The sequence below is a fragment of the Pleomorphomonas sp. JP5 genome (genome assembly GCF_023721815.1).
Lineage (GTDB): Bacteria > Pseudomonadota > Alphaproteobacteria > Rhizobiales > Pleomorphomonadaceae > Pleomorphomonas.
The window spans coordinates 27,094-40,827 of record NZ_JAMDLI010000021.1 but is presented as its reverse complement, the minus strand read 5'-3'; the positions used below and the strand labels follow the sequence as shown (position 1 = coordinate 40,827).

Below are 13,734 nucleotides of genomic sequence, written 5' to 3'. Positions count from 1 at the left end.
CCCTCGGTTCAGTGGACCCAACCGGTCAGGAGCATGGCGAACAGAAGGCCGCCGAACAGCACGCGGTAGACTGCAAAGGCGGTGAAGCGGTTGGTCTGGATGTAGCCCAGCAGCCACTTGACCGAGACGAAGGCGGTGATCGCCGAGGCGACGAAGGCGATCGCGAGGGCCAGCCAGTCCTCGCTGGCGGTCGCTGCGCCGTCCTTCAGGGTGGAGACGATCTCATAGGCGCTCGCGGCGTACATGGTGGGGATGCCGACCAGAAAGGCGAATTCGGTGGCCGCCGCGCGGTTTCCAGTGCCGAGCAGCATGGCCGCGAAGATGGTCGAGGCCGACCGTGACGTGCCCGGGAAGACGCCTGCTATCACCTGCGCCACGCCGACCACCACCGCGACGGTCCAGCTGACATGGCTGCTTTCGGGCTTCTTGGCTGCGTAATGCTCGGCGAGAATCATCCAGAAACCGCCGATGACCAGCGCCCAGGCAATTGGCACCACCGTCTCCGGCAACTTGAAGCCGAGCTTCTTGGCGAGAAGGCCCAGCACCGAGGTGACCAGAAAGGCAACGATCAGTTTGCCGAGATAAAGGCGCGTTTCCCGGTTGCGCCAACCCGTGATGAAGCCAAGAAGCCGTTTCCAGTAGATCACCGTCACCGCCAGGATGGCGCCGGCTTGGATGACGATGTTGAACATGTCCGAACGAGCGCCGAGCCACTGTTCCGCAATGATCAGATGGCCGGTGCTGGAAATGGGCAGGAACTCGGTGATACCTTCGATAATGCCGAGGATAAGCGCTTGAATGAGGCCCGTAAGATCCATGTCGCGAAACTTTCGGTCAAAATGGGTGGATCGAATGCGATAGGTCGGTAACCGCTTGTTCATACATGTCGTCGGCTCTATAGGCCAGTCTCACGCCCTGCCGCCATTCCGTTTCGGAGCGGCGCGGGGCTTTGACGGATACTCCAGGCGAACTGTCTCCACCTTCCTTGTCTGACGCCGGCGCGGCCGGCGATCCGGTGCCGCGATGCTCAAGCTCTATCATCATCCCTTTTCCACCACGTCCCGCTTCGTTCGGCTGATGCTCGCCGAGCATGACGCGAAGGTGGACCTCGTCGTCGAGAAAAGCTGGGAACGGCGGCTGGAGTTCCTCGAACTCAATCCGGCGGGAAACGTGCCGGTGCTCGTCGAGAACGATGGCCCGCCGATCGTCGGCGCCGGTCCGATCATGGAGTATGTCGACGAGACGCGCGGCTACGCGCTCGGGGATCGTCGCCTGATGCCCAATCATCCCGAAGCGCGCGCCGAAATGCGTCGTCTCGTCGACTGGTTCCTGCATAAGGCCCATGAAGAGGCAGTGCAGTATTTCCTGCACGAAAAGATCACGAAGCTGGAGCTGCCGCGGGAGCTGGGGGGTGGTTCGCCCGACAACCAGGTGCTGAGGGTTGCCCGGGTCAACATCAAGCATCATCTTCACTACGTCGGCTGGCTGGCTGGCTCGCGCAACTGGCTCTCGGGCGAGCAGCTGACCTTCGCCGACCTAGCCGCCGCCGCCGAGCTGTCGGTCGTCGACTATGTCGGTGATGTTCCCTGGGACGAGGATCTCAATGCCAAATACTGGTATGCCCGGATCAAGTCGCGCCCGACCTTCCGCACCCTGCTGGCGGACCGGTTGCCCGGTCTTCCCGCGGCGCCGATCTACACCGATCTCGATTTCTGACGCTGCCTCCGAGGGAGCGGCCCCGTGACGTGGCGCGCGCGTGCTCGCGATCTCGGCTTTTCGGCGATCGGCATTGCCCCGGTCGATCGGCTCGGTGACGAGGCGCGACGATTGCGCGCCTTCGTCGACCTCGGGCGGCACGGCTCCATGGTCTGGATGGAGGAGACGCTCGACCGCCGGGTCGATCCGCGCGTGCTGTGGCCCGAGGCAAGGTCGGCGGTGGTTCTTGCAATGAACTACGGTCCGGACAGCGATCCGCTGGACAATCTCGCAAGACCCGCCGTCGGCAACATTTCCGTCTACGCCCGCCATCGCGATTATCACGACGTGCTGAAAGGCCGCCTCAAGGAAGTGGCGGGTCTCGTTGCGCGCGACACCGGTGCCGACGTCAAGGTTTTCGTCGATACCGCCCCGCTGATGGAAAAGCCGCTGGCCGCGCTGGCCGGTGTCGGCTGGCAGGGCAAGCATACCAACCTCGTCTCGCGCGATTTCGGCTCCTGGCTGTTTCTCGGCGTGATCCTCTCGGCCGCCGAGATGACGCCGGACGAGCCGGCCACCGACCGGTGCGGCGCCTGCCGTCGCTGCCTCGACGCCTGTCCGACCGGCGCCTTGCCTGCGCCCTATCAGATCGACGCGCGCCGCTGCATTTCCTATCTCACCATCGAACATGCGGGTCCCATTCCGGAGGATCTGAGGCCTCTCATGGGCAACCGCATCTATGGTTGCGACGACTGTCTCGCCGTCTGCCCATGGAACAAGTTCGCCAGCGCGGCTGCGGAAATGAAGCTGCGGCCACGGCCAGAACTCACCGCTCCGTCTCTTGCCGCCCTTGCAGCGCTGGACGATGCCGCCTTTCGCGCTCTGTTCTCCGGGTCGCCGGTCAAGCGGATCGGTCGCAATCGCTTCATCCGCAACGTCGCCATTGCCATTGGCAACTCGAAGGACGCAGCGCTCGGTCCGGCGCTCGTTCCGCTCCTCGGCGATCCCGACCCGGTCGTCGCCGATGCTGCCCGCTGGGCGCTCGACCGGTTGGGATCTCCGCGGCGCGAATCATTTGACGTTTCCATTTCCGGCCACCCCTGATAGAAGCCGGATTAATCCCGCCGAAGGAGTGACAGCGAGCCATGCGTACGGCCAGCCTCAGCCGCTCGACCCGCGAAACCGAGATTTCCGTCCGTATCGACCTCGATGGTCGTGGCGACGCCGACATCTCGACCGGTGTGGGTTTCTTCGATCACATGCTGACCCAGATTGCCCGTCATGGGCTGATCGATCTGGAAGTCAGAGCCAAGGGCGACCTTCATATCGACGATCACCATACCGTCGAAGACGTCGGAATCGCGCTGGGCCAGTGCTTTCGCAAGGCGCTGGGCGACAAGGCCGGCATCACCCGCTATGCCGACGTGACGCTGCCGCTGGACGAAGCGCTGTCCCGTGTCGTAATCGACATCTCCGGCCGTCCGTATCTGGTGTTCCGCACGGCTTTCCACGCGGCCAAGATCGGCAGTTTCGATACCCAGCTCGTTGAGGAATGGTTCCGCGCCTTCACCATGCAGGCCGGGTTGACGTTGCACGTCGAGACCTTCTACGGCTCGAACGACCACCATATCGCCGAAAGCTGTTTCAAGGCGCTGGCGCGGGCTTTGAGGCTCGCCATCGCAATCGATCCGGCCCAGGGCGGTCGCGTGCCGTCCACCAAGGGCGTGCTGGAAGCCTGACGGAGACGTTTGATGGCCATCTTCAGCGTTCATCTGCCGGACAAGGCTGCTCCGGAAGTTGTCGCCGAGCGTGCGGTGTTCGTGCGCGACGGTTTTGCCGTCTGGGCGTTGCTGTTCGGACCGTTGTGGTTCCTGCGGCATCGTGAATGGCTGGGGCTTGGCGGCTGGATCGCGCTGGCTGTCCTGATCACCCTCTCCGAGCGTTGGCTCGGGCCTGTCACCTCCGGGGGCTTCGAACTGATTCTGGCGATCGCTACCGGCGTCGCCGCCAATGATGTTCGGCGCCTCTCGCTGAGGCTGCGCGGCTTCCGGGAGAGTGGCGTCGTGGAGGGCGAAAGCCGTGATGCGGCCGAGCGGCGCTTCTTCGACGCATGGCTCGTCCAGCCGCGGCCTGCGTCGTCGTCGTCGACGCCCCCTCCTGTTCTGCACCCCGGCAGAAGCGTCCCACCGGGCGTCCTCGGTCTTTTTCCTGAAAGCGGAGCGCGGCCATGACCGTCGCCATCATCGATTATGGGTCCGGCAATCTGCGGTCTGCGGCCAAGGCCTTTGAGCGGGCGGCTCGCGACGGAGCCGGCGATACCATCGTCGTCACCTCCGATCCCGACGCCGTTCGCGCCGCCGAGCGTGTCGTCCTGCCGGGTGTCGGTGCTTTCGCCGACTGCAAGGCGGGCCTCGCCGCCGTTCCTGGCATGATCGAGGCGCTGACCGAAACGGTCATGCGAAAAGGCCGGCCTTTCCTAGGTATCTGCGTCGGCATGCAGCTGATGGCGCGCCGTGGCCTCGAAAAGGCGATTACCGAAGGCCTTGGCTGGATCGATGGTGATGTCGAGCCGATCTCGCCGGGAGATCCCGCGCTCAAGGTGCCGCACATGGGCTGGAACACCCTGGATCTCGTCCGTCCCCACGCCCTTCTTGAGGGACTGCGGACCGGAGACAACGGGCTGCACGCCTATTTCGTCCACAGCTATCACATGACGCTGCGCGAAACCGATGCGCTGGTCGCCGTTGCCGACTACGGCGGACCGGTCACGGCCATGATCGGCCGCGACAACATTGCCGGCACCCAGTTTCATCCCGAGAAGAGCCAGACGCTCGGCCTCGGTCTCATTGCCAACTTCCTGAGGTGGCGCCCGTGATTCTCTATCCCGCCATCGATCTCAAGGACGGCGCCTGCGTCCGCCTGAAGCTCGGTGATATGAACGCCGCCACGGTCTACAACGCCGATCCGGCTGCCCAGGCGCGCGCCTTCCGCGACATCGGCTTTCCGTGGTTGCATGTCGTCGACCTCAACGGCGCCTTTGCCGGCCGCTCGGTGAACGGCGAGGCGGTCGAGGCCATCCTGGCGGCGGTGACGCCGGACATGAGGGTCCAGCTTGGCGGTGGCATTCGCGACATGGCGGCCATCGAGGCCTGGCTTGCAAAGGGCATCTCCCGCGTCATCCTTGGCACTGTGGCCCTGCGCGATCCGGATCTGGTGAAGGCGGCAGCGAAGGCCTTTCCCGGTCGCGTCGTGGTCGGCATCGATGCGCGCGGCGGCAAGGTTGCCGTCGAGGGATGGGCGGAAAGCGCCGAACTGACCGCCACTGAGCTTGCCCATCGTTTCGAGGACGCCGGCGTTGCCGCCATCGTCTACACCGATATCGATCGCGACGGGGTGCTGAAGGGTCTGAACCTTCCTGCCACGTTGGCGCTCGCCCGGGCCGTTTCGATCCCGGTGATCGCCTCCGGGGGACTTGCTTCGATGGACGACATCGAGGGGCTCTGCCTGCCGGAATCGGCGATCCTCGACGGCGCCATCACCGGCCGGGCGCTTTACGACGGGCGTCTGGATCCGCGAGCTGCCCTCGAGCGGCTTGCCGGCATCCGCCCTGCGTCGGTGCTGTCCGGGGTGTGACAAGGGCTCTCGCGGAATTCAATCAAATTTGAGCTATTTTTGTAAGCGGGTCCTAAGCGCGGTCTGCCATAGTCCGGATATCAGGATTTGTCCGGAGTAAGGCCATGCTGTTCATAGTCGCGATGTCGGGTCTGATGGGGTTCGTCGCCGGTGTGCGGGTTCGCCTCGTTGCGCTCGGCTTGCTGGCGGCAATCGTGGCCTTCGGTTCCGGCGTCGGCGCTTTTGCGCTGGCGATGCCCGCCTGGAAGATCGCTCTCTCGGTGGTCCTCGCCGTCACGGCTTTCGAGCTGGCGGCCTTCGCCGCCATGTCCGTTCGCGTCGGCCTGTCGCGCAACGCGCCGGCAGCGCAAGAGGTTCGCGCCAAGTCCGCACGTGCCTCGCGAGCGGGGGCGGCTGCGGTCCGGTGAATGCTGGACGAGGCCTTCTTGGGCCGCGGGCGAGGCCTTGGTCGCCCTCCTTGCATTTCAGCTATGCGGCCTCATCGGCGGTTTTTTCCTTGGAATGACTGGAATTTGCAACTCGTTTGCTTCATTTAGGAAGGAAGCGGGTGCTATCACCCTTGCACGTGAGCATGACCCGATGGCGCTGGTTTGCGCCGGTCGCGGTCCGATATGCACAGGCAGAGGAAGCCGACCTTGAACGCCCATACGTCGACCGTTGCGACCAGCGCCGAGGGCGCTCAGGCCTTCCCTATCCCCGAAAACGTCTTCGCTGAGACGGTGACCGAAGTTCGCCACTACACCGATCGGCTGTTCCGCTTCCGCACCACGCGTCCGGCGAGCTTCCGCTTCCGCTCCGGCGAGTTCGTGATGATCGGCCTGCCCAACGCCGAGCGACCGGTGTTTCGCGCCTACTCCGTGGCGAGCCCGGCGTGGGACGACGAACTCGAGTTCTTCTCGATCAAGGTGCCGGGAGGCCCGCTGACCGAATACCTGCAGAAGGTCAAGGTCGGCGATACCATTCTGTTGCGCAAGAAGCCGACGGGAACGCTGGTCATTGATGCGTTGCTGCCGGGCAAGCGGCTCTATCTTCTGTCGACGGGTACCGGCGTCGCTCCTTTCGCCAGCCTCATTCGCGATCCTGAGGTCTACGAGAAGTTTGACGAGGTCATTCTCGTCCAGACCTGTCGCGAAGTGGCCGAGCTCGATTATGCGCGCGAGCTTTACGACGAAGTGGTCAATCACGAGTTCCTTGGCGAACTCGCAGCCGGAAAGCTTCGTCTCTATGATTCGGCGACACGCGAGCCCCATCCGCGCCAGGGCCGCGTCACTGACCTGATCGATTCCGGCAAGCTGTTCTCCGATCTCGGCGTACCCTCCTTCGACCCCGCGACCGATCGCGCGATGATCTGCGGATCGATGGCGATGATCAAGGACACCAAGGATCGCCTGGAGCATTTCGGTCTCGTCGAGGGCGCCAACAACGATCCCAACACATTCGTCGTCGAGCGCGCCTTCGTCGGCTGACGTTCCGGTGCGACAACCAGACTCAAAAAAAGGGCGTCCTTTCGGGGCGCCCTTTCTGCTTTGTCATGTTTTGAACGGGGTCAGGCGGACTTCAGCATGGCGATGAAGTCGGCGACGTCCTGTTTCAGGCGCTCGGATCGCCCGGCGAGATCGCCCGACAGCGTTTCGAGGGTCCGAGACGCTTCGGCTGTGGTGCCGACATTGCCCGACAGTGCGTGGATGTTCTGCGTCACCGTCGCCGATCCGTCGGCGGCGAGCTGGGTGTTGCCGGCGATTTCCTGCGTTGTGACGCTCTGCTCCTCGACGGCACCGGCGATTGCCGCGGATATGCTGCGGATGGAGTCGATGGTTCCGACGATGCGACCGATCGATGAAACGGTGTCGCCGGTCGCTTTCTGAATGCCGGCGACACGGGAGGAAATGTCCTCGGTCGCCCGTGCGGTTTGAGAGGCCAACTGCTTGACCTCGCTCGCCACGACGGCAAACCCCTTTCCGGCCTCGCCAGCTCGCGCCGCTTCAATGGTGGCATTGAGCGCCAGCAAGTTTGTCTGCTCGGCGATCGAGTTGATCAGGGCCACGACCTCGCCGATCTTCGCAGCAGAGTCGGAGAGGGCGTTGATGTCGACCTCCGTGCGGATAGCCTCCTCGGCCGCGAGACCGACAACCTTGTTGGACTCGGCAACCTGCTTGGCGATTTCCTCTACCGACATGGCAAGCTGTGTGGTGGCCGCCGCTACGGTCTCGACATTGCGAACCGACTCGTCGGCCGCGTCGGCCACCGTACGGGCATTGGAGATACCGGCGTCGGCGGCCTGTGACAGTTGTCGGGCCGAGCCGAGCAGGCTATCCGACGAAGCCACGAAGGCGCGGGTCATTTCGCCGATCGACTTCTCGAAATTGTCGGCGAGAAGAAGTCGATTGGCGGTCACCTGGGCCTGCATCTCCTCGCGCAAGCGCTCGCCGGCAGCGCGATCTTCCTCGCCAACCGCGAGACTGTCGCGCAACTGAGCCAGCGTTCGTGCCATGTCGCCCAGCTCGCCGTTGGCGCTGGTGTCGATTGCGAAGTGATAGTCCCTGTCCCCGACCGCCTTGAGGGCGCCCTGGATGCGGGCGATCGGCTGGCTGATCGATCGGGCGATCAACACAACGACGGCGGTCAACGCCAGGGTCAGCAAGGCAGCCAATCCCGAGTAGCGTCCGGCCGCGGCTCGGATCTGTGCGTTGATGTCGGCCACGACGGTCGTCGCGGCGACGGTAAGGCCCCCGAAGGCGTCGATATGGCGCACGACTGCGGCCTTCGGCTCGCTGGCTCCGGTCTTGGCGTTGGTCCAATCATAGGTCATCGACGCCTCGCCCTCCTTGCGGGCGAGGGCAACCATTTCCCGGATGACGGTACGCCCGTCCGGTCCCTTGTGGGTATAGGCGGTATTGTTGCCGCGCAGTTTGGGATCGGGATGGGCGAGCATCAGGCCATTGTCGTCGATGACGAACACGTAGTCCGACGTGTTGAAGCGCATGTTGGACATGATGTCGGCGACGATCTCTGCGGCGGTCTTGCCGTCTACCTCTCCAGTCGACACGCGCTCTGCTTCCGCAACCACCATCGACGCGGCGCTGTCGACGACGGCCTGCAGCTGGTCGAGGCGTCCAGCTCTGATCTCGGCAGCCAGCTGCCACAGGCCATAGCCGGCCATGAATCCCAGTCCGATCAAGACGAAGGCGACGATCGAGTAGAATCGTACGGATACGCGAGCGAAGTAGTTCCGCATAAAGGCTCCCTGGGGAGAATTGGGGAAAGCGTCAGCGCCGCCCCTCGGAGATAAAGGGCGGAGGCAACATGGCTTACGATAGAGAAACGAGACCCATTGCCGAGCCACCAGGGGAGGGGCGTGCATTCGGTCCTCGGTGCCGCATATTTGGCGGGGCGAACTAATATGGTCTTAAAAAGATATATTGTTTCGCGCGGGACCGTAATTCGACGTAGTCGATTTATGACGAAGTAGACAAATAAAGAAAGGGCCGCCGGTTGCCCGGCGGCCCGATAGTCTTCAGTTTTACGCCGTATTACTCGGCGGCGCTGGTCGAGGCACCCTTCAGCGACTCGATCTCCGCCAGAGCTTCGTCGTAGCGGCTCTGCAGGGCGTCGAGTTCAGCCTGATGGGCTTCATCGATCTTGGCAGCGTCGATACCGGCGAGGTTCTGGAGCGTGCGCCAGAAGCGACGGCGCTCTTCGACCAGGCGAACGATCTGGGCCGGCACCGGGAAGCGGATGAGCTTGCCCTTCTTGACTTCCCAGATGAATGGGATCTTGCCGACCCGCTCTTCGTCGCTGAGGTCGATGAACTCATCGATCGACACGCCGTTGTTGACGTCATCGGCAAGCGGCTTGCCGGTGAACTGCTTCTTGAAGCGGCCTTCCTGGTGGGCGAAGTGAGCCGGGGTGAGCGGCACTTCCTTCGTCTGCTCGTTGCCGTCGGCGTCCTTGTAGGTCAGGACGAGGGTCGTCCAGTCCTGCTCGACGTCGGGGTTGCCATCCAGCGTGAAGCGCTCCTTCAGCACCGAGCCGCCGTCCGGATTGTGGACGTAGACCGGGCTGGTGCGGCTCTCGACGGCGAGGCGGGCATGCTCGCTCGACACGTCGTCACCGATGCCCTGCTCGCCCTGGCAGGGCGTGTAGACGTCGATGATGGCCGGAGACGTCGTCCGCGACAGGGCGGAGAGGACGTTCTTCAGGAAGTGGCCCTGGATGGAGGTAGCGGTCTGCACCACCATCACGGACGGGTGGAAGGCGGCGATGAGGCCGAGTTCCTTGCGGTTGTCGGTCTTGCCGGCGTGCGCCGCACCATAGCGGGCGAGGTCGGAGTCCTGACCGATCAGCGACGAGGTCGAAGCCTGGCCACCGGTGTTGGAGTACACGCCGGTGTTGACCACGATCACCTTGATCGGCGTCTTGGTCGACAGGAGCCGCGACAGCGCGCCGAAGCCGATGTCGTAGGTGGCGCCGTCGCCGCCGATCGAGAACACGGTCGGCAGGCGGCCGAGTTCGGTGTCGTTGAACTGCTCCCACCCGAAGGTCCGGAACATCTTGTCGTGGACAGCCGGATCATACTTGTCGTCGAGCTCGAGCTCGGCGATGCGCATGGCCCTGAAGTTCACCAGCACGTCGGCCGCGATGCCTTCGTAGATGCCCTTGGCGAGCGCCGGAGCATCCTGGAACAGGCTGTTCACCCACGGATCGCGGTAGGGGTTGTACGGGAAGGTCGAGGAGTAAACGCTCGAACAGCCGGTCGAGTTGGCAACCACCGCGGCAGCCGGGCCTTCACCCGTCGGGCCACTCTCCAAGAGGAAGAGGTGATGGTTGATCGTCTCGAGCGACGACTTGATGCGGGCGGCGCGCGCCTCGTCGGTCACGCTGGCGAGCTTAGCCTCGAGCTTGCCGATCAGCGCTTCCACCTCGGCGATGTGCTCCTTGCGGGCGCGGCCCTGGAGAGCGTTGTTCGCCGCCATGATCAGGCGCAGAGCGGTGACCTCGCCACAGCCGCGACAACCGCCGTGACCACCGGTCATGGCATAGTAGTTGTCACGGTCGAGGATGAGGCGCTTGGCGTTGGCGCCGGTGAGCTGCTCGGTGAAGCGGGACGGCGTGTTGGCCGTCTTGGTCAGGAACTCGAAGCGAGCCTGAAGCGTATCGAGCAGCGCGTCGTCCTGCTCCGTCTGAACCAGGGCATCGGAACCGCAGACGGTGGTGCACTCGAGACAGCCCGAGCACTTCCACGGGTCGAGGCCGACCGAATAGAGAGCGCCGGAACCGGGCGCCTTCTTCTCGGCCTGGTCGAAGAACAGGCGGGTACGCGCCACCGGGAAGTTGGCGAGAACCGACGTCATCTTGTCGAAGTCGAGGGCGAGCGAGGCATCGCCGGCGGCGATACCCGGCGCCACCTGGGCGAAGATCTCGTGGAAGGCACGGGCCTTCGGCTGAGCCTTGTAGACTTCGCGGATGGCAGCGGCGATCGCCGGTACCTTGCCCACGATCTCGGCACGGCGGGCTTCCGAAACGTCGATCTGACGAGCGGCGGTGGCAACGAGGTCATCGATCTCGTGAACCGTCGACGGCATGGCGGCGTCGGGGCAGACCAGGGTGCACTCGAGGCAGGCAGTGCACTTCTCGGCGTCGAACACCGGCACCTGCCGGCGGAACAGACCCTTGTCCTTCATGGCGGCGGAACCGGCCGGCATGAACATGCCGGTACCCGGCAGAACCGGCGACTCGCCGATGGTGCCGTCCTTGAAGGGACCAGCCAGCATGTCCTCGTAATACTCGGCGTCGAAGATGCCGGCCGGGGAGCTGGTCTCGAGGCTGCACATCGAGGCGGAGATCGCCACCGAACGGCCCTGGTGTGCCGGAGCATCGGCCTCGGCCTTCAGGAAGGCCGCGTCGTTGTAGGCGACTTCGTGCGTGGCTTCGGCACCTTCGGCGATGACCGCCATGTTGCCGGCAACGACGGCTTCACCCTTGGCGCCGAACTTCTTGGAGATCTGCTGACGCACCTTCTCCAGGATGGCGTTGCGGTCGGCACCGGCCGTGATGCGCTTCTCGTGGCCGCAGAGCGCGCCGATGAAGGCGATGCCCATCATGCGGGTGGCGAGTTCCGGCGAAGGCGCGTTCTTGCTGGCGACGGCGAAGGCGTCGACCACCAGGAACTTGATCTCGCGGTCGCGGATCGTCTTGCGGGCCGAGGCCGGCATGTCGAGCCACGCTTCGAGCGGCGACTTCGAGGTCTGCAGGATGAAGGTGCCACCCTTGGCAAGCCCGCGCAGCGGGTTGGAGTGCGCGAAGACCTTGTGGTCCGGCGAGATGACGATCTCGACGTCCTCGATCTCGGCGTTGGTGATCTTCACCGGCTCCGGCGACAGGGTGATGTAGTAGTTGGTGGGCGCGCCGGACTTCTCCGAGCCGTACTTGGGGGCGGCCTTGGAGTAGAGGCCGAGGGCGCCGGCCAGGATGTCGGTCAGGAGCTTGCCGGTGGCGATGGTGCCGTAGCCGCCCACCGAGTGGAAGCGGACGCGGAAGGCCTCGTCGGGCAGCAGACGCGGATTCTCGCCCGTCTCGAGAGCCATGAACTCGGTCTGCGGATAGGCAGCCTTGAGCTTGGCCTGGACTTCGCTCATGCGCGCATTGGGGTTCTTCGAGAAGAACTGCGAGCCGAGGTAGACGAACGGGTTGTTGCGGGCCGCTTCCATGTTGTCGAAGGCGGCAACGATGTGGCGCGACTGCAGGTCATGACCACCGAGACCGAAGATGGCCGTGGTGACCTTGGGCAGCTTGTCGATGGCGGGGATGCCTTCGTGACGGCCGCCGTCGGCGTTCTCGCGGGCCTTGAACAGGGCCTGCGTGACGAAGCTGGTGAGGGCGGTATCGTCCGAACGCTCGAGCACCGTGACGGCCTTCTTGCCGGCGATGGCGGCGATCAGCTCGGCTTCCGGGAACGGCTGAAGCAGCTTGATGGCGATCGAGCCGACCTTGCGGCCCTTGGAGCGCAGGTAGTCGACAACGGCTTCGACGTCATCGGTGACCGAGCCGAGACCGATCATCACATAGTCGGCGTCTTCGGTCTTGTAGGTCATGACGGGCGAGTAATGACGGCCGGTCAGCTCGCCGTACTCGTCCATGGCCTGCTTGACGAACTTCGGCACGTCCACGACGAAATGAGTGCGATGGTCGGCGGCGCCGGACTGGAAGTCGGGCTGGTTCTGCACACCACCGGTCAGGCCGGGGTTGTGGATGTCGACCAGCGCCGGGACGAGCTGACGGGTGCCCTTCTCCCAGGCGTTCAGCCACTGGCGCTTGAACTGGCCCTTGAGCTCGGCCGGAACCCACTTGGCGGCGGCCTCGATCAGCTTGCCTTCGTTGTCGGCCTCGATGGCCTCTTCGTTGGCGTCAATGTAGGCCTTGAGCGAGGTGGCGTCGGCGGCGACGAAGGTGTCCTTCTTGCGGACCAGCCACTGACGCAGCTGATAGGCGCGGCCCTTGGCGCCGAACAGGATCTCCTGGGCGACGGTCGGGCACTTGATGCGGCCGGTCGGGTCGCCGAGGAATTCCTTCAGCAGCGCCGGCTCCGGCATCTTGGCTTCCGACAGCATGTGCGAGGTGGCGAAGCCGTCCATGGAGTTGGCGACCGGAACCAGCGACAGGGCGGATACCTTGTAGGAGATGGCGGCGAGGTCGGCCGCTTCCTGCGGGTTGGCGCCGAACAGGATGGTGTAGCCGGTGGGCAGCAGCGAATAGACGTCGTCATGGCCGGCCATGACGTTGAGCGAATGCTTCGACACGACGCGGGCGGCCACCTGCAGCACGAAGCCGCCGGCCTTCTTGCCAACGGTCACGTAGTGCGACTCGAGGCCGTAGAGAATGCCCTGCGAGGACGAGGCGTTGGAGATGAACTTGCCGCCGGTCAGCGCCGCGCCAAGGGCGCCCGACTGGGCCGAATGCTCACCTTCCGGCTCGTAGAAGAAGGGGTGGCGACCCCAAACGTTGCAGCCGCCGCCAGCGCGGAAGCTTTCGTAGATTTCGGAAATTTCGGTCGAAGGCGTGATCGGGTAGCCGATGACACCGCCGCATACTTGGCCCATGACATGGGCAACGGCGCCGTTGCCGTTGATGACCGTGGGAAGACCTGGATATTTCGCGCTCATTTGCTGCATCCGTCCTGCTGCATCTGGTGTTTCTGTCCGCCCCCGTCCGATCAGTCACTGGCCGAGGCGCGGGCAACGTACTCCGATGTTCAGCTGCCGATGGAGTTCTGACCTTGATTTCAGTCAAAACTATACGAAACTTACTTGGGCTTCGGTGTTGTTACCGATGGACCCTTCTGCCGTTATAGAGGCGCGGCAGAGCGTTGTCGTAAGTACTCAACCGGGGACTACGTGAAACTGCGAAGGT

Annotated in this window: 11 protein-coding genes; 8 read left to right on the top strand and 3 right to left on the bottom strand. The window is 64.1% G+C overall.

Annotated features, from left to right (window positions below):
* Nucleotides 1-8: 8 nt before the first annotated feature.
* Nucleotides 9-818: an undecaprenyl-diphosphate phosphatase gene (locus M4J40_RS18095; RefSeq protein WP_251755819.1), complete on the bottom strand. Its 810-nt coding sequence runs from the start codon at nucleotides 816-818 to the stop codon at nucleotides 9-11.
* A gap of 205 nt (nucleotides 819-1,023) precedes the next feature.
* Here M4J40_RS18095 and M4J40_RS18090 point away from each other — a divergent pair, with 205 nt between their 5' ends.
* The 8 genes from M4J40_RS18090 to M4J40_RS18055 all read left to right on the top strand — a co-directional run bounded on the left by M4J40_RS18090 (nucleotide 1,024) and on the right by M4J40_RS18055 (nucleotide 6,794).
* Nucleotides 1,024-1,716 (top strand): glutathione S-transferase family protein, encoded by a 693-nt coding sequence (locus tag M4J40_RS18090; protein ID WP_251755818.1) that lies wholly within the window; start codon nucleotides 1,024-1,026, stop codon nucleotides 1,714-1,716.
* Between the two features lie 24 nt (nucleotides 1,717-1,740).
* Entirely contained in the window at nucleotides 1,741-2,799 is a 1,059-nt protein-coding gene (gene queG / locus M4J40_RS18085; protein WP_311134161.1) for a tRNA epoxyqueuosine(34) reductase QueG, read from the top strand.
* 41 nt (nucleotides 2,800-2,840) lie between these two features.
* Nucleotides 2,841-3,434, top strand: coding sequence for an imidazoleglycerol-phosphate dehydratase HisB (hisB, locus tag M4J40_RS18080; RefSeq protein ID WP_251755817.1), 594 nt, complete (start codon nucleotides 2,841-2,843; stop codon nucleotides 3,432-3,434).
* A 12-nt stretch (nucleotides 3,435-3,446) separates the two neighbouring features.
* A complete protein-coding gene (locus M4J40_RS18075; protein ID WP_251755816.1) occupies nucleotides 3,447-3,926 on the top strand; it encodes a DUF2628 domain-containing protein in 480 nt (159 codons plus the stop codon).
* The gene (hisH, locus tag M4J40_RS18070; RefSeq protein WP_251755815.1) at nucleotides 3,923-4,570 is read left to right on the top strand and encodes an imidazole glycerol phosphate synthase subunit HisH; all 648 of its coding nucleotides are present in this window, start codon (nucleotides 3,923-3,925) and stop codon (nucleotides 4,568-4,570) included. Before M4J40_RS18075 ends, hisH begins: the two co-directional genes overlap by 4 nt.
* Nucleotides 4,567-5,328: a 1-(5-phosphoribosyl)-5-[(5-phosphoribosylamino)methylideneamino]imidazole-4-carboxamide isomerase gene (hisA, locus tag M4J40_RS18065; RefSeq protein ID WP_251755814.1), complete on the top strand. Its 762-nt coding sequence runs from the start codon at nucleotides 4,567-4,569 to the stop codon at nucleotides 5,326-5,328. Before hisH ends, hisA begins: the two co-directional genes overlap by 4 nt.
* Nucleotides 5,329-5,432: 104 nt before the next feature.
* A complete protein-coding gene (locus tag M4J40_RS18060) occupies nucleotides 5,433-5,735 on the top strand; it encodes a hypothetical protein (protein ID WP_251755813.1) in 303 nt (100 codons plus the stop codon).
* 204 nt (nucleotides 5,736-5,939) lie between these two features.
* Nucleotides 5,940-6,794, top strand: coding sequence for a ferredoxin--NADP reductase (locus M4J40_RS18055; protein ID WP_405030767.1), 855 nt, complete (start codon nucleotides 5,940-5,942; stop codon nucleotides 6,792-6,794).
* A gap of 80 nt (nucleotides 6,795-6,874) precedes the next feature.
* Here the strand turns inward: M4J40_RS18055 and M4J40_RS18050 are convergent, their stop codons facing one another.
* Together M4J40_RS18050 and M4J40_RS18045 are read right to left on the bottom strand one after the other, a co-directional pair.
* Nucleotides 6,875-8,563, bottom strand: coding sequence for a methyl-accepting chemotaxis protein (locus M4J40_RS18050; protein ID WP_251755812.1), 1,689 nt, complete (start codon nucleotides 8,561-8,563; stop codon nucleotides 6,875-6,877).
* A gap of 295 nt (nucleotides 8,564-8,858) precedes the next feature.
* Nucleotides 8,859-13,487: a 2-oxoacid:acceptor oxidoreductase family protein gene (locus M4J40_RS18045; protein WP_251755811.1), complete on the bottom strand. Its 4,629-nt coding sequence runs from the start codon at nucleotides 13,485-13,487 to the stop codon at nucleotides 8,859-8,861.
* Nucleotides 13,488-13,734 lie beyond the last annotated feature (247 nt).